The organism is Streptomyces sp. PsTaAH-137 (genome assembly GCF_003259365.1).
In the GTDB taxonomy this organism is placed as follows: domain Bacteria; phylum Actinomycetota; class Actinomycetes; order Streptomycetales; family Streptomycetaceae; genus Streptomyces.
Genome location: NZ_QLLY01000002.1, coordinates 127,680 through 141,080 on the forward strand (window position 1 = coordinate 127,680; position 13,401 = coordinate 141,080).

General features: G+C 73.7%; 14 protein-coding genes and 1 CRISPR repeat array. Of the genes, 1 reads left to right on the forward strand and 13 read right to left on the reverse strand.

What is annotated here, in order from left to right:
• Window positions 1-73: 73 nt before the first annotated feature.
• A complete protein-coding gene (locus K377_RS04125) occupies window positions 74-709 on the forward strand; it encodes a TIGR03085 family metal-binding protein (RefSeq protein ID WP_111661749.1) in 636 nt (211 codons plus the stop codon).
• Here K377_RS04125 and K377_RS04130 read toward each other — a convergent pair.
• From K377_RS04130 to hisD, 13 genes are all read right to left on the reverse strand, one after another.
• Window positions 681-1,991, reverse strand: a complete 1,311-nt coding sequence (locus K377_RS04130) for an MFS transporter (protein WP_111661750.1) — start codon at window positions 1,989-1,991, stop codon at window positions 681-683. The two genes, K377_RS04125 and K377_RS04130, sit on opposite strands and share 29 nt — an antisense overlap.
• Before the next feature lie 5 nt (window positions 1,992-1,996).
• Window positions 1,997-2,572, reverse strand: coding sequence for a helix-turn-helix domain-containing protein (locus tag K377_RS04135; protein WP_111661751.1), 576 nt, complete (start codon window positions 2,570-2,572; stop codon window positions 1,997-1,999).
• A gap of 92 nt (window positions 2,573-2,664) precedes the next feature.
• A complete protein-coding gene (locus K377_RS04140; protein ID WP_111661752.1) occupies window positions 2,665-3,876 on the reverse strand; it encodes a CdaR family transcriptional regulator in 1,212 nt (403 codons plus the stop codon).
• A gap of 176 nt (window positions 3,877-4,052) precedes the next feature.
• Window positions 4,053-6,008, reverse strand: a complete 1,956-nt coding sequence (locus tag K377_RS04145; protein ID WP_111662169.1) for a helix-turn-helix transcriptional regulator — start codon at window positions 6,006-6,008, stop codon at window positions 4,053-4,055.
• 112 nt (window positions 6,009-6,120) lie between these two features.
• Window positions 6,121-7,005, reverse strand: coding sequence for a dienelactone hydrolase family protein (locus K377_RS04150; RefSeq protein WP_181512473.1), 885 nt, complete (start codon window positions 7,003-7,005; stop codon window positions 6,121-6,123).
• A 443-nt stretch (window positions 7,006-7,448) separates the two neighbouring features.
• Window positions 7,449-7,596: direct repeats of the CRISPR family, unit length 20 nt; unit sequence AGGGGCGCGGGGAACTGCGC.
• 17 nt (window positions 7,597-7,613) lie between these two features.
• Window positions 7,614-8,369, reverse strand: a complete 756-nt coding sequence (gene hisF / locus K377_RS04155) for an imidazole glycerol phosphate synthase subunit HisF (protein ID WP_111661754.1) — start codon at window positions 8,367-8,369, stop codon at window positions 7,614-7,616.
• Window positions 8,366-8,773 carry a Rid family hydrolase gene (locus tag K377_RS04160; RefSeq protein WP_111661755.1) on the reverse strand — a complete coding sequence of 136 codons (408 nt, stop codon included), beginning with the start codon at window positions 8,771-8,773 and terminating at the stop codon, window positions 8,366-8,368. Before K377_RS04160 ends, hisF begins: the two co-directional genes overlap by 4 nt.
• A complete protein-coding gene (gene priA / locus K377_RS04165; RefSeq protein WP_111661756.1) occupies window positions 8,770-9,498 on the reverse strand; it encodes a bifunctional 1-(5-phosphoribosyl)-5-((5-phosphoribosylamino)methylideneamino)imidazole-4-carboxamide isomerase/phosphoribosylanthranilate isomerase PriA in 729 nt (242 codons plus the stop codon). Before priA ends, K377_RS04160 begins: the two co-directional genes overlap by 4 nt.
• The gene (hisH, locus tag K377_RS04170) at window positions 9,498-10,136 is read right to left on the reverse strand and encodes an imidazole glycerol phosphate synthase subunit HisH (protein WP_111661757.1); all 639 of its coding nucleotides are present in this window, start codon (window positions 10,134-10,136) and stop codon (window positions 9,498-9,500) included. The genes priA and hisH overlap by 1 nt, the downstream gene beginning before the upstream one ends.
• Window positions 10,137-10,141: 5 nt before the next feature.
• On the reverse strand, window positions 10,142-10,306 hold the full coding sequence (locus tag K377_RS41545) for a hypothetical protein (protein WP_181512474.1): 165 nt from the start codon (window positions 10,304-10,306) through the stop codon (window positions 10,142-10,144).
• A gap of 2 nt (window positions 10,307-10,308) precedes the next feature.
• A complete protein-coding gene (hisB, locus tag K377_RS04175; RefSeq protein ID WP_111661758.1) occupies window positions 10,309-10,902 on the reverse strand; it encodes an imidazoleglycerol-phosphate dehydratase HisB in 594 nt (197 codons plus the stop codon).
• Window positions 10,899-11,999: a histidinol-phosphate transaminase gene (locus K377_RS04180; protein WP_111661759.1), complete on the reverse strand. Its 1,101-nt coding sequence runs from the start codon at window positions 11,997-11,999 to the stop codon at window positions 10,899-10,901. Before K377_RS04180 ends, hisB begins: the two co-directional genes overlap by 4 nt.
• Window positions 11,996-13,321 carry a histidinol dehydrogenase gene (gene hisD, locus K377_RS04185; RefSeq protein WP_111661760.1) on the reverse strand — a complete coding sequence of 442 codons (1,326 nt, stop codon included), beginning with the start codon at window positions 13,319-13,321 and terminating at the stop codon, window positions 11,996-11,998. The genes K377_RS04180 and hisD overlap by 4 nt, the downstream gene beginning before the upstream one ends.
• Window positions 13,322-13,401: the final 80 nt, after the last annotated feature.

Genomic DNA, 13,401 nt, shown 5'->3' on the forward strand with positions numbered 1-13,401 from the left:
GTGCCGCGCCGCATATATGTCTTCTGTCGGCGTCCACTGTCCGGACGGCGGGGCCGGTCGTAGGCTGGCGGCCATGTCGACCCATGCCAAGCGTGAACGGCTTCTTCTCGCGGACCTGCTGGAGGCGGCGGGCCCGGACGCTCCCACCCTGTGCGAGGGCTGGACCGCCCGTGATCTCGCGGCCCATGTCGTGGTGCGCGAGCGGCGCCCCGACGCGGCGGGCGGGCTCCTCATCAAGCAGCTCGCGCCGCGTCTGGACCGGATCCAGGCGGAGTTCGCGGAGAAGCCCTACGAAGAGCTGATCCAGCTGATCAGGACCGGTCCGCCGCGTTTCTCGCCCTTCTCCCTGAAGCAGGTCGACGAGGCGTCGAACGCGGTGGAGTTCTATGTCCACACGGAGGACGTGCGCCGGGCGCAGCCCGACTGGTCGCCGCGTGAGCTGGACCCGGTCTTCTCGGAGGCGCTCTGGTCCCGCCTGGAGCGGATGGCCCGGATGATGGGCCGCAAGGCGCCGGTGGGGCTCGTGCTGCGGCGGCCCGACGGGCAGACGGCGGTGGCCCACAAGGGTGCTCCGGTGGTCACGGTCACCGGCGAGCCGGCCGAACTGCTGATGTTCGCGTTCGGCCGGCAGGACGCGGCGGACGTGCAGCTGGAGGGCGACAAGGCGGCGGTGGACCGGCTCACCGAGACGAAGGCGCTGGGGCTGTAACGGCCTCCTGGCCAACTGCCTTGCTCGCCGCAGGAGTTGCGGCCGGTGCGCGGCGGGTCCACAGCAGTGCGCCCGCCGTCAGGCCGAGCAGTCCGGGCAACCAGGCCGCCGCCCCGGCGGGCAGGGCGCCCGCCACCAAGCCGCCGCAGGCTCCGGCGAGTTGCAGGGCGAGGGACTGCACGGACAGGGCCGTGGCGCGCCCCGAGCTGTCGGTGCGGCGGTGCAGGAAATCGTTGACGCTGGGGCTCGCCGCGCCGATGCCCACGTAGACCAGGAGATAGCCGAGCGCGGCCAGGACGACGAGGTCGGTCGCCGCGATGGCGCAGAGCAGCGCGACACCGAGGACGGCGGTGAACTCCCCGAGCAGGACGGCCCGTTCGCCGCTACCCGCGATGCGGGCGGCGAGCGGGGCGAGGCGGTTGCCGAGGGCGGTGCCGCAGAATCCGGCGCAGGCGAGCACCGCGTACAGCACGGCGCCGCCGTCGGCGCTGCCGGTGAGGTCGGCGGCGCGGCCGGGGGTGAGCAGTTCGACGACGCCGAGCGCGCTGCCGACGGCGGCGGCGGTCAGCACGACGCGGCGCACCAGGGCGTCCCGGCCGGCATGGCGGACGCCGGAGGCGATGGCGCCGGGGATCCCGGCGAGGACGCCGCGCAGGGTGGCGGGCGGGCGCGGGGGTTCGGGCAGGGCGAACAGGACGTAGCCGACGTAGAGGGCGCTGATGAGCGCGCCGAGCAGCAGCGGGACGGCGAGCGCGGGCAGGCCGGTGGCCGCTTCGAGGCGGCCGTCGCGGTCGAGCAGCCAGGGGCCGAGGCCGCCGCACAGGGTGCCGAGGGCGAGCGCGGCGGCTCCGGCGGCGCCGCCGCGGGCGAGGCCGGTGCGCAGTTCGGCGTCGGGGCCTTCGTGGGCGTGCACGGTGTCGACGTACCAGGCTTCGGCGGGGCCGCTGTTGAGGGCGCGGGCGGCGCCCTTGAGCGCCATGGCCAGGGCCAGGATCCAGACGGCGGTGCCGAACGCGGTCAGGGCGAGGGCGACGGTGACGAGCACGCCGGACGCGGCGAGGACGGCGCGGCGGCCGAGGACGTCGGAGAGTCCCCCGGTGGGCAGTTCGAGGGCGGCGGCCGTCAGGGAGTGCACGGCGAAGAGGGCGGCGACGGCCGACAGGGACACGCCGCGCTCGGTCAGCAGCAGCACCTGTACGGGGACGCAGAGGCCGATGGGCAGCCAGAACAGGAACGACACCGCGCTGTAGCGGCGCCGGGCGGTGAGCGGGTCGACGGCCATCGCGGTCAGCCTCTCATCGGGAACGCGTACAGGTGGACGCCGACCGTCTCGCGGCCCTCGGGGTCCGCGGTCCTGCCGTGCTTCTCGTACCGGGCGACGACCGCGTGCAACTCGGCGGTGAGCGCCTTGAGTTCGTCGGGGGTGAGCCGGGCCATGAAGTCGGAGCTGTCGTGCGCGTCCTGCCACTCGGGGCTCCAGCCCGCGCGCTGTTCCAGGAAGCGCAGGTAGGCGTCGCGGCGGTGGTCGTACATGACGCGGGACAGGGCGGTGTGCGCGGCGGCGCCCTCGGGAGTGTCGCGGAAGTCCTTGCTGTCGATGCGCAGTGACTCCTGCGCGGCCTGCCACCAGCGCTCCCGCGCGTCGCCGCCCGCGCGCTCGGCCTCCTCGATCAGCCCGTGCTCGGCGAGCTTGCGCAGGTGGTAGCTGACCAGGGAGACGGCGGTGTCGTCGTCCAGGTCGTCCGCGAGCTGCGAGGCGGTGGCGGTCCCGCGCAGCTTCAGGGCTCCGTAGAGCCGCATGCGCAGGGGGTGGCCGAAGGCTTTGAGGGTGGCGAGATCCGCGATGCGGCGTGACTCGGTCATGCCACGACTCTAGATACGAAAGAAATATTGCGCAACGAAAATTGCGCAACAGATCCTTCGCGCTTCTGCGGATCGCCGCCCAGGGGCGCCACTCAAGGGCGGCGCAGGCGGTACGCGCTCAGGGCCAGCCCGAGTTCCACCAGGTCGGCCGGGCGGGTCAGGCTGCGGGCGGTCAGCTGTTCGCAGCGGCGCAGGCGGTTGAGCACGGTGTTGCGGTGGCAGTAGAGGCGGGCCGCGGCACGCTGCGCGGAGCCGTCGCAGTCCAGCCAGACGGTCAGCGTGTCGAGCAGGACGTCGCGGTCGGCGGGCGGCAGGGCGAGCAGCGGGCCGAGCACCCGGTCGGCGAGGAGCCGGCCGAGCCCGGGGGCCGCGGCGACGAGGGCGGCGGGCAGTTCGTCGTCGAGGAGCACCGTGCCGCCGGTCGCGGGGCAGATGCGCAGGGCGGTCTCGGCGAGCCGCCGGGCGGCGCCGACCGCGGCGAGCCCTTCGACGGCGGGACTGACCCCGATCCGCAGCCCCGGGACACGGTCCGTCGTCGCACGGCAGGCGGCGGCGAGCTGGGCGCCGGTCCGGTCCGCGAGGGGGACGATGCCGCGCCGCCCGTCGGGGCCCGTGTGCCACACCGCCCGCGGTTCGCCGGGCGGCGCGGGCGGTGCGCCCGGTCCCGCGCCCGCGACGAGCACGACCGCGTACCGGCCCTGCTCGGGCAGGCCCAACTCGGCGGCGGCCGCGGGCAGATCGGCGATACGGGTGGACCCGTCGAGGAGGGCGGCGGTCATCAGGCGGCGCCGGTTGTCGCGCCGCCAGCTCAGTTCGTGCTCGGCCTGCCGGTAGGCGTCGGCCACACAGGCGCAGTGCTCGTCGACGAACCCCCGTACGTCGGCGGCGAGATGGACCAGGAGGTGGGCGTCCTCGGGCCGCTGGACCGTGACCTCGTCGACCAAGGCCTGCCAGATCAGGGCGCCGCCCAGCCGGAAGGCGTGCAGGACGGCGTCGAGCGGCAGTCCGTCGGCGGCGCGTTCGGCACCGATCCGGGCGGAGCAGGCGCGGGCGGCCGTGCGGGAGCGGGCCGGGTCGAGGAGCGAGTCGACGCTGTGCCGCAGCGAGCGCTGCACCTCCTGGCGCACCGCGACGGGGTCGGTCTCGATCGCGGCCCGGTAGGCCGGTTCCCGCTCCGCCAGTTCCGCCACCAGCCGGTCGGTGAGCACGGGCAGCCGGCCCAGCAGCGGGAGCGCCGCGCGGCGCAGCACTCCGACCGCGGCGGGCGTGGTGACGGGCTTGGGGCGTACGAGGTGCGCGGGCATCGGTCCTCCACGGTTCGGCTCGCGCCGGGGCGCGGCCGCTCCGCCCCGGGCCCGCAGAATGACATACCGTCCAGTCGGTCTCCAGCCCCCGGAAGGAAACGATGCCGTACGGGGATGTGGGGAGCGGGGTGTGACGTCCGGCGGCGGGGGCCGGACGGGAGGTGGCGCCGGGCCCGTCAGGAGGCGGTGGCGGGGCGTTCCGCGCGGTGCACGAGCCGGGCCAGTTCGACGCGGGAGCGCACGCCCAGCTGGGCGAAGACGTTGCGCAGGTGGTGGTCCACGGTGCGCGGGCTCACCGAGAGGCGGCGGGCGACCTCACGGTTGGTGTCGCCCTCGGCGACGCAGTGCGCGATGCGCAGTTGCTGCGGGGTCAACTCGGCGAGTTCCGCGCACGGTTGACCGGAGCGGGGCGCCTCGCCCGTGGCCCGCAGTTCGGCCGCCGTCTGTGCGGCCCAGACCGCCGCGCCGCACCGCTCGAAGGCGACCAGGGCGTCGCGCAGCAGCACCCGGGCGCGGGCCGGACGGCGGGTGCGGCGCAGCCACTTGCCGTACAGGGCGGCGGTGCGGGCCCGTTCGAAGTCGCCGCCGCCCGTGCGGTCGTGGCGGGCCAGGGCCTCGCCGAAGCCGTCGTCGGAGGGGTCGAGGAGGGCCTGGCAGCGGGCGAGCTGGGCCGGGGCCTGCGGGTCGTAGCCGCGCTCGGTCCAGACGGCGAACTCGGCGACGGCCTCGCGGGCCCCGCCGGGCTCGCCCGCCGACGCCGCCGCCTCCACGAGGCAGGGCACGGCGAGCATCCGCACCGCGAAGTGGCCGCACCGAGGCCCGGCGCCGGTCAGCGGGGCGAGCCGGGCCGTCGCCTCGGCGGCCCGGCCGCGGGCCAGGTCGGCGCGGGCGAGCGCCCACTGGGCGAGCGTCGCGGTCTGGACGAGGCCGTGCCGGTCGGCGATGTGCTGGGCGGCCGCGGCGTGCCGGGCGACGAGGGCGGCGTCGCTGTCCAGCGAGGCGACCAGGGCGAGGATGGCGTGCTGGCCCGCCACGAGGTTGCGCTGGCCGCCGGCGCGGGCGGTGCGCAGGCCCTCCTCGGCGTGGGCCCGGGCGCGGGCGTGCCGCCCCGAGCGCAGTTCGCCGTACGCGAGCAGTTCCAGGGCGCGGGGCACCTCGGGCGCCGCGTCCTGGGCGCGGGCGGCGGCCAGCGCCCTGCTGCCGATCCGGCAGGCGGCCTCGACCTGTCCGGCGACGAGGGCGGCGGCCCCGGCGCGCAGCAGCGCGTCCGGCTCGCCCTCCGGTCCGCGCGCGGCCTGTTCGACGACGCGGGCCAGGGCGGCCCGTCCGGCCAGGAAACGTTCGCCGAGCGAGGCGGACATGCCGAGCCGGTAGTCGAGGACGGCGCCGGGTCCCGGCGGGATGCCCTGGACGCCGACGACTTCCCGGTACCCCTCGGCGTCGCCGAGCGCCCAGGCCGCCTCCGCCGCCGCGAGCCGGGCGTCGAGGGCCGGTCCGGGGGCGCCGTGCCCGGCGGCGAGGAGCAGGGACTCGCGGGCGTCGGCCACGGGTCCGTCGCGCAGGGCGAGCAGCCCGTGGACCAGCGCGGCCTGTCCGCGTACGGGGTCGGGGGCCGCCGACTCGGCGGCCCGGTCGAGGAGTTCGCGGGCCTTGGCCGGGCGGCCCGCGCGCCGGTAGCGGTCGGCCGCCGCGACCAGGCGGGCGGCCCGCACCGCCGGGTCGGACGCGAGCCCGGCGGCGAGGGCGAGCGCCGTGGCCCGCTCCCCCGCGGGCGGGCCCGGCTCCGCCGCGGCGGCGGCGAGTTCGGCGCCGAGCCGTTCGTCCGGGTACGGCGTCGCGAGTGCCCGGTGCAGCAGACCTGCCGGCCGCTGCCGCTCCCCCGTGGCGGCTGCGGCCAGCAGGCGGTGCGCCGCCCTGCGGCGGGCGGGTGGCTCCGCCGCGTACCGGGCGCGCGGGTCCGGAAGGCGCAGCCGTCCGGCGGTGTCGCGGGTCAGGCCCGCGCGTGCGGCGGCGTCGAGGTCGGGTGCGCCGAGTCCGGCGCTCGCCGCGGCCCGCAGCACGAGGCCCGCGTCGGCGCCGGGGCCCTCGGGGTCGGCCTCGTACGCGGCGGCGGTCAGCAACAGCACGCTCATGCCGGTCACCCGGACCACGCTAGGCGGGATCCGTGCCGTGCGCAGTGCCGGTTGGGCGCGAACCCAACCGGCACCTGGGGACACTGTGTCCCCGCACAGCACGCGCGGAACGTCAGGACGTGTGCGGGCAGTTGCCCCGGTACTCCGCGATCGTGAGGCTCGCGCTCGGCAGCGGGCAGAGGAACTGCTCGTACCGGGTGTCGTTGTCGATGAACCGCTTCAGCCACGAGATGGAGTACTTGGCGATCGTGGTGTTGGAGGAGTTCGGGGTGAAGTGGGTGGCGCCCCGCAGCTCCAGGTACGCCTTGTCCAGCGAGCTGGGCAGACTGGTGTAGAACGGCTCGGAGTGCGTGGCGACCGGCGCGACGGTGTCACCGTCGGCGCCCACCACGAGCGTGGGGGTCTGGATCTCGGGCCAGGTCTTGTCCGTGTTCCAGCCGGTCAGCGGGATGGCCGCCTGGAGCGAGGGGCGGCTCTTGGCGGCCTCCAGCGTGCCGCCGCCGCCCATGGAGTGGCCCATGACGCCGAGCCGGGTGGTGTCGATCCGGGTGCGGACCGAGCTCGTCTGGGTCAAGTAGTCGAGTGCGGCGAGGAGTTGGCGGCCGCGGCTGTCGGGCTGGTCGAGCGTGGTGTTGGTGTCGATGGTGAACACGACGAAGCCCTGCGAGGCCAGGCGCGGGCCGAGCCAGGCGATCGACGACTGGTACGCGGTGTAGCCCGGGGAGATCGCGACGGCGCCGAAGGTGCCGTCGGCCGTCGACGTCGGGTAGTAGATGGTGCCGCCGCCGAAGCCGCTGACGCTCAGGGAGGACACGGTGGTCTGGGAGACCGCGTAGGAACCGCGGGAGGCCTCGATGCTGGACTGGGTCGGGGCCGGGCCGCGTTCGTAGGGGTTGTCCGCGGCCTGGGCGGTCACGGCCTGGGATGTGGCGAGGCCGCCGAGCGCGAGCAGTGCGGCCAGGCCCGTGCGGATGAGGCGGTTTCGGAGCTTGTGCACGACGTGTTCCTCTCGGGGAGGCGGCACCGTCGTCCCGAGGCACCGCCACTGTCATGGACAGCCCCAACTTCCCCCGGGAACCCCCCACTCCGCATCGGCAAAATCACCGGTCCGTCAGTAAGGCGCGCCACCGTCGTGGCTGGTCGCGCAGTTCCCCGCGCCCCTGGGTCGTACTTCGACCGCGGCCCGGTGGCCGCTTCTCGCGCAGTTCCCCGCGCCCCTGAGGCAGGCGCTTCGCGCCGCCTCCCCTTGAGGCTGCGCTTCGCGCGCCTCCCGATGGGGGCAGCGGTGGCGCGCCTCTCCTGATGGGGCGGCGGTGGCGCGCCTCTCCTGATGGGGCGGCGATGGCGCGCCTCTCCTGATGGGGCGGCGATGGCGCGCCTCTCCTGATGGGGCGGCGATGGCGCGCCTCTCCTGATGAGATGGCGCACGAAGTGCGCATCTCAGGGGCGCGGGGAACTGCGCGAGAAGCGGCCACCGGGCCGCGCGTGACGAACTGGTTTTAGGGGCGCGGGGAACTGCGCGACCAGCCACGACGGTGGCGCGCCCGAAAGACGACCCATCAGGGGCGCGGGGAACTGCGCAAGCAACCCCGGCCCCGCCAGAGGTCACCGAACCGGGCAACCCGCCTCGCGCAAGGAGGACTTGACCTGTCCGATGCGCAGATCTCCGAAATGGAAGACCGACGCCGCCAGCACGGCATCGGCGCCCGCCGCGACGGCCGGCGCGAAATGCTCCAGGCGCCCGGCGCCCCCCGAGGCGATCACCGGCACGGACACGTGCTTGCGTACGGCCGAGATCATCTCCAGGTCGTACCCGTCCTTGGTGCCGTCGGCGTCCATCGAGTTGAGCAGAATCTCCCCGGCCCCCAACTCGGCAGCCTGATGCGCCCACTCCACGGCATCGATCCCGGCGGACCGCCGCCCCCCGTGCGTGGTCACCTCGAAGGCGCCGGACTCGGTACGCCGAGCGTCCACGGAGAGAACCAGCACCTGTCGCCCGAACCGCTCGGCGATCTCCCGGATCAGCTCGGGCCGCGCGATGGCGGCCGTGTTGACGCCCACCTTGTCGGCCCCGGCGCGCAGCAGCTTGTCCACGTCCTCGGCAGTGCGCACACCGCCGCCCACGGTGAGCGGGATGAAGACCTGCTCGGCGGTGCGCCGCACCACGTCGTAGGTGGTCTCCCGGTTGCCGGACGAGGCGGTGATGTCCAGGAACGTCAGCTCGTCGGCGCCCTCGGCGTCGTACACCTTGGCCATCTCGACGGGATCACCCGCGTCGCGCAGGTTCTGGAAGTTGACGCCCTTGACGACCCGCCCGTTGTCCACGTCGAGACACGGGATGACGCGTACCGCGAGGCTCACTGCGCTTCTCCTGCCTGCGGGCGGAACGCCTCGACCTCGACCTCCACGACCAGCGACGGGTCGACGAAGCCGGAGATGATCAGCATGGACGCGGCGGGCCGGACGGTGTCGAACAGTTCCTTGTGGGCCCGGCCGACCTCGTCCACGTCGCGCGCGTGGGTGAGGTACATGCGGGTGCGCACGACGTCGTCGGCACCGAGACCCAGCTCGGCAAGGGCCGCGAGCGCCACGTTGAAGGCGTTCTTCGTCTGCTCGTACGGGCCGCCCTCGGCGATCACGCCGTTGACGACGGAGGTGCAGCCGGAGACGAGGACGAGCCCGTTGGGGAGTTCGACGGCACGGGCGTACCCGAAGGCCTCCTCCCAGGGGGCCCCGGACTGGGTCCGGCGGACGGCGCCGCTCATACGGAGACCGCCTCCAGCGCTTCCTCCAGCGTGAACGCCTTGGCGTACAGCGCCTTGCCGACGATGGAGCCCTCGACGCCCAGCGGCACGAGCTCGGCGATGGCGCGCAGGTCGTCCAGGGAGGAGACGCCGCCCGAGGCCACGACCGGGCGGTCGGTGGCCGCGCAGACGTTCTTCAGGAGTTCCAGGTTCGGGCCCTGGAGCGTGCCGTCCTTGGCGATGTCGGTGACGACATAGCGCGCGCAGCCTTCGGAGTCGAGGCGCGCCAGCGTCTCGTAGAGGTCGCCGCCGTCGCGGGTCCAGCCGCGCCCGCGCAGCGTCGTGCCGCGCACGTCGAGGCCGACGGCGATCTTGTCGCCGTGCTCGGCGATGACCTTCGCGACCCACTCGGGGGTCTCCAGGGCGGCGGTGCCGAGGTTGACGCGGGTGCAGCCGGTGGCGAGGGCGGCGGCGAGCGTGTCGTCGTCGCGGATGCCGCCGGACAGCTCGACCTTGATGTCCATGGCCCGGCTGACCTCGCGGATCAGCGCGCGGTTGTCACCGGTGCCGAACGCGGCGTCGAGGTCGACCAGGTGCAGCCACTCGGCGCCGGAGTTCTGCCAGGCGAGGGCGGCCTCCAGCGGGGAGCCGTAGGAGGTCTCGGAGCCGGACTCGCCGTGGACGAGGCGGACCGCCTGCCCGTCGCGGACGTCGACGGCGGGAAGGAGTTCGAGCTTGGGAGCCATCAGAGGGTTCCGATCCAGTTCTTCAGCAGCTGGGCTCCGGCGTCGCCGGACTTCTCGGGGTGGAACTGCGTCGCCCACAGCGCGCCGTTCTCGACGGCGGCCACGAAGGGCTCGCCGTGGGTCGACCAGGTGACCTTGGGGGCACGGATGTGGGGGTTCTTGACCTCCATCTCCCAGTGCTGGACGGCGTACGAGTGCACGAAGTAGAAGCGCTCGTCGCCGCCGACGCCCGCGAACAGCTCGCTGTCCTGGGGTGCGTCGACGGTGTTCCAGCCCATGTGCGGGACGACGTCGGCCTTGAGCGGTTCGACGACGCCGGGCCACTCGTCGAGGCCCTCGGCCTCGACACCGTGCTCGATGCCGCGCGCGAAGAGGATCTGCATGCCGACGCAGATGCCCATCACGGGCCGCCCGCCGGACAGCCGGCGCCCGACGATCCAGTCGCCGCGCGCCTCCTTCAGCCCCTTCATGCAGGCGGCGAAGGCGCCCACGCCGGGTACGAGGAGGCCGTCGGCGTTCATCGCCGTGTCGAAGTCGCGGGTGATCTCGACGTCGGCGCCCGCGCGGGCGAGGGCGCGCTCGGCGGAGCGCACGTTCCCGAAGCCGTAGTCGAAGACGACAACTTTTTTGTCTGTCATGGCCGTCAGTTCCAGTAGTCGAGGCGCAGCACGCCCGCCACGAGGCAGAGGCCGGCGCTGATCGACAGCAGCGTGATGAGGCTCTTGCCCATGCCCTGCTTGGTGAACGAGATGATGCCGCCGACCAGGAAGAGGCCGACGAGGATGAGGACGGTCGCGAGGCCGTTCATGGCTAGAGCGCGCCCTTCGTCGACGGGAGGATGCCGGCCGCGCGCGGGTCGCGCTCGGAGGCGTAGCGCAGGGCGCGGGCGAGGGCCTTGAACTGGCACTCCACGATGTGGTGGGCGTTGCGCCCGTACGGGACGTGGACGTGCAGGGCGATCTGCGCCTGCGCGACGAACGACTCCAGGATGTGCCGGGTCATCGTCGTGTCGTACTCGCCGATCATCGGCGCCATCTTCTCGGGCTCGGTGTGCACGAGGTAGGGGCGGCCGGAGAGGTCGACGGTGACCTGGGCGAGGGACTCGTCCAGCGGGACCGTGCAGTTGCCGAAGCGGTAGATGCCGACCTTGTCGCCGAGGGCCTGCTTGAAGGCGGCGCCGAGGGCGAGGGCGGTGTCCTCGATGGTGTGGTGGGAGTCGATGTGCAGGTCGCCCTCGGTCTTGACCGTGAGGTCGAAGAGGCCGTGGCGGCCGAGCTGGTCGAGCATGTGGTCGTAGAAGCCGACCCCGGTCGACACGTCGACCTTGCCGCTGCCGTCCAGGTCGATCTCGACGAGGACGGAGGTTTCCTTGGTGCTGCGCTCTACGCGTCCTACGCGGCTCATGCGCCGAACTCCTTCTTGACTTCACGGGCCGCGTCCAGGAACGCGTCGTTCTCTTCGGGGGTGCCGACCGACATGCGCAGCCGTCCCGGCACTCCGTTGTCACGGATCAGGACGCCGCGGTCGAGGATGAACTGCCAGACGGCGTGCGGGTCGTCGAAGACACCGAACTGGATGAAGTTGGCGTCGGCGACGGTCACGTCGAAGCCGAGCCCCTTCAGCTCCTCGACCACGCGGTCGCGCTCGGCCTTCAGCTGCTCCACGTAACCGAGCAGGGTGTCGGTGTACTCCAGGGCGGCGAGCGCCGTCGCCTGGTTCACGGCCGACAGGTGGTAGGGCAGCCGCACCAGCTGGACCGCGTCGACCACGGCCGGGTCGGCGGCGAGGTAGCCGAGGCGCAGGCCCGCGGCGCCGAACGCCTTCGACATGGTGCGGGAGATGACGAGGTTCGGGCGGCCCTCGATCAGTTCGAGCAGGGAGGCGCCGTGGCTGAACTCGGTGTACGCCTCGTCGACGATCACCATCGCGTCCCGGCCGGCCGCCTCGTACAGCGCGAGGACGTCCTCGCGGGCCACGGCGTTCCCGGTGGGGTTGTTGGGGCTGGTGATGAAGACGACGCTCGGGCGGTGGGTGCGGATCGCCTCGACGGCGCCGGGCACGTCGAGCGAGAAGTCGTCCTTGCGCGGGGCGCTGACCCAGCCGGTGTTGGTGCCGCGGGCGAGCAGCGGGTGCATCGAGTACGAGGGCTCGAAGCCGAGCGCGGTGCGGCCGGGGCCGCCGAACGCCTGGAGGAGCTGCTGGAGCACCTCGTTCGACCCGTTGGCCGCCCAGACCTGCTCGAAGGCGACCGGGTGGCCGGTGGTCCGGGTCAGGTACCGGGCCAGCTCGGTGCGCAGCTCGACGGCGTCGCGGTCCGGGTAGCGGTTGAGGTTCCGGGCCGCGTCCGCGACCCGCTCCGCGATCCGCGCGACGAGCGGCTCGGGCAGCGGGTACGGGTTCTCGTTCGTGTTCAGCCGGACGGCGACGTCGAGCTGGGGCGCGCCGTAGGGGGACTTGCCGCGCAGTTCGTCGCGTACGGGAAGGTCGTCGATGTGCGTCACTTGTTCGTCGGCACCTTCCACCCGAAGCGGGCCTTGACGGCGGCGCCGTGCGCGGGCAGGTCCTCGGCCTCGGCCAGCGTCACCACGGTGTGGGCGACCTCGGCGAGGGCGTCCTTCGTGTAGTCGACGATGTGGATGCCGCGCAGGAAGGACTGGACGGACAGGCCGGAGGAGTGGCAGGCGCAGCCACCGGTCGGCAGGACGTGGTTGGAGCCCGCCGCGTAGTCCCCGAGGGAGACGGGCGCCCATGGGCCGACGAAGACCGCGCCCGCGTTCTTCACGCGCTGGGCGACGGCGGCGGCGTCCGCGGTCTGGATCTCCAGGTGCTCGGCGCCGTACGCGTCGACGACCTTGAGGCCGTCGTCGATCGAGTCCACGAGGACGATCGCGGACTGCTCGCCCTTGAGGGCGGGCAGGATGCGGTCCTCGACGTGCTTGGTCGCGGCGACCTGCGGCTCCAGCTCGCGCTCGACGGCGGCGGCAAGATCCTCGCTGTCGGTGACGAGGACGGCCGCGGCCAGCGGGTCGTGCTCGGCCTGGCTGATCAGGTCGGACGCGACGTGCGCCGGGTCGGCGGTGGCGTCGGCGAGGACCGCGATCTCGGTCGGTCCGGCCTCGGCGTCGATGCCGATGCGGCCGGTGAAGTAGCGCTTGGCGGCGGCGACCCAGATGTTGCCGGGGCCGGTCACCATGTTCGCGGGCGGGCAGGACTCGGTGCCGTACGCGAACATCGCGACGGCGGTGGCGCCGCCCGCCGCGTACACCTCGTCGACGCCGAGCAGCGCGCAGGCCGCCAGGATCGTCGGGTGCGGCAGGCCGCCGAACTCCTTCTGCGGCGGGGAGGCGAGCGCGATCGACGCGACGCCGGCCTCCTGCGCCGGTACGGCGTTCATGATCACGGACGACGGGTAGACGGACCGGCCGCCGGGCGCGTACAGGCCGACGCGCTCGACCGGCACCCACTTCTCGGTGACCGAGCCGCCGGGCACGACCTGCGTGGTGTGGCCGGTACGGCGCTGCTCGCGGTGGACGATGCGGGCCCGGCGGATGGACTCCTCCAGGGCCGCGCGGACGGCCGGGTCGAGGTCGGCGAGCGCCGTGGCCAGGGCCTCGGCCGGCACCCGCACCGACGTGAGGGTCACTCCGTCGAACTTCTCGCCGTACTCGATCAGCGCCGCGTCGCCGCGATGATGCACGTCCTCGCAGATCGGCCGCACCTTCTCCAGGGCGGCCGAGACGTCGAAGTCGGCTCGGGGCAGCAGCGAGCGCAGGGCCTGGCCCTCGGGGAGGGCGGCGCCGCGCAGATCGATTCGAGAGATCACGCACCAATTCTCTCAGACGCGCCTTTGCCGCTGGTGGCCCGTATCAGTGACTGATACACGTCCGGTTTCGGCCGATCTTC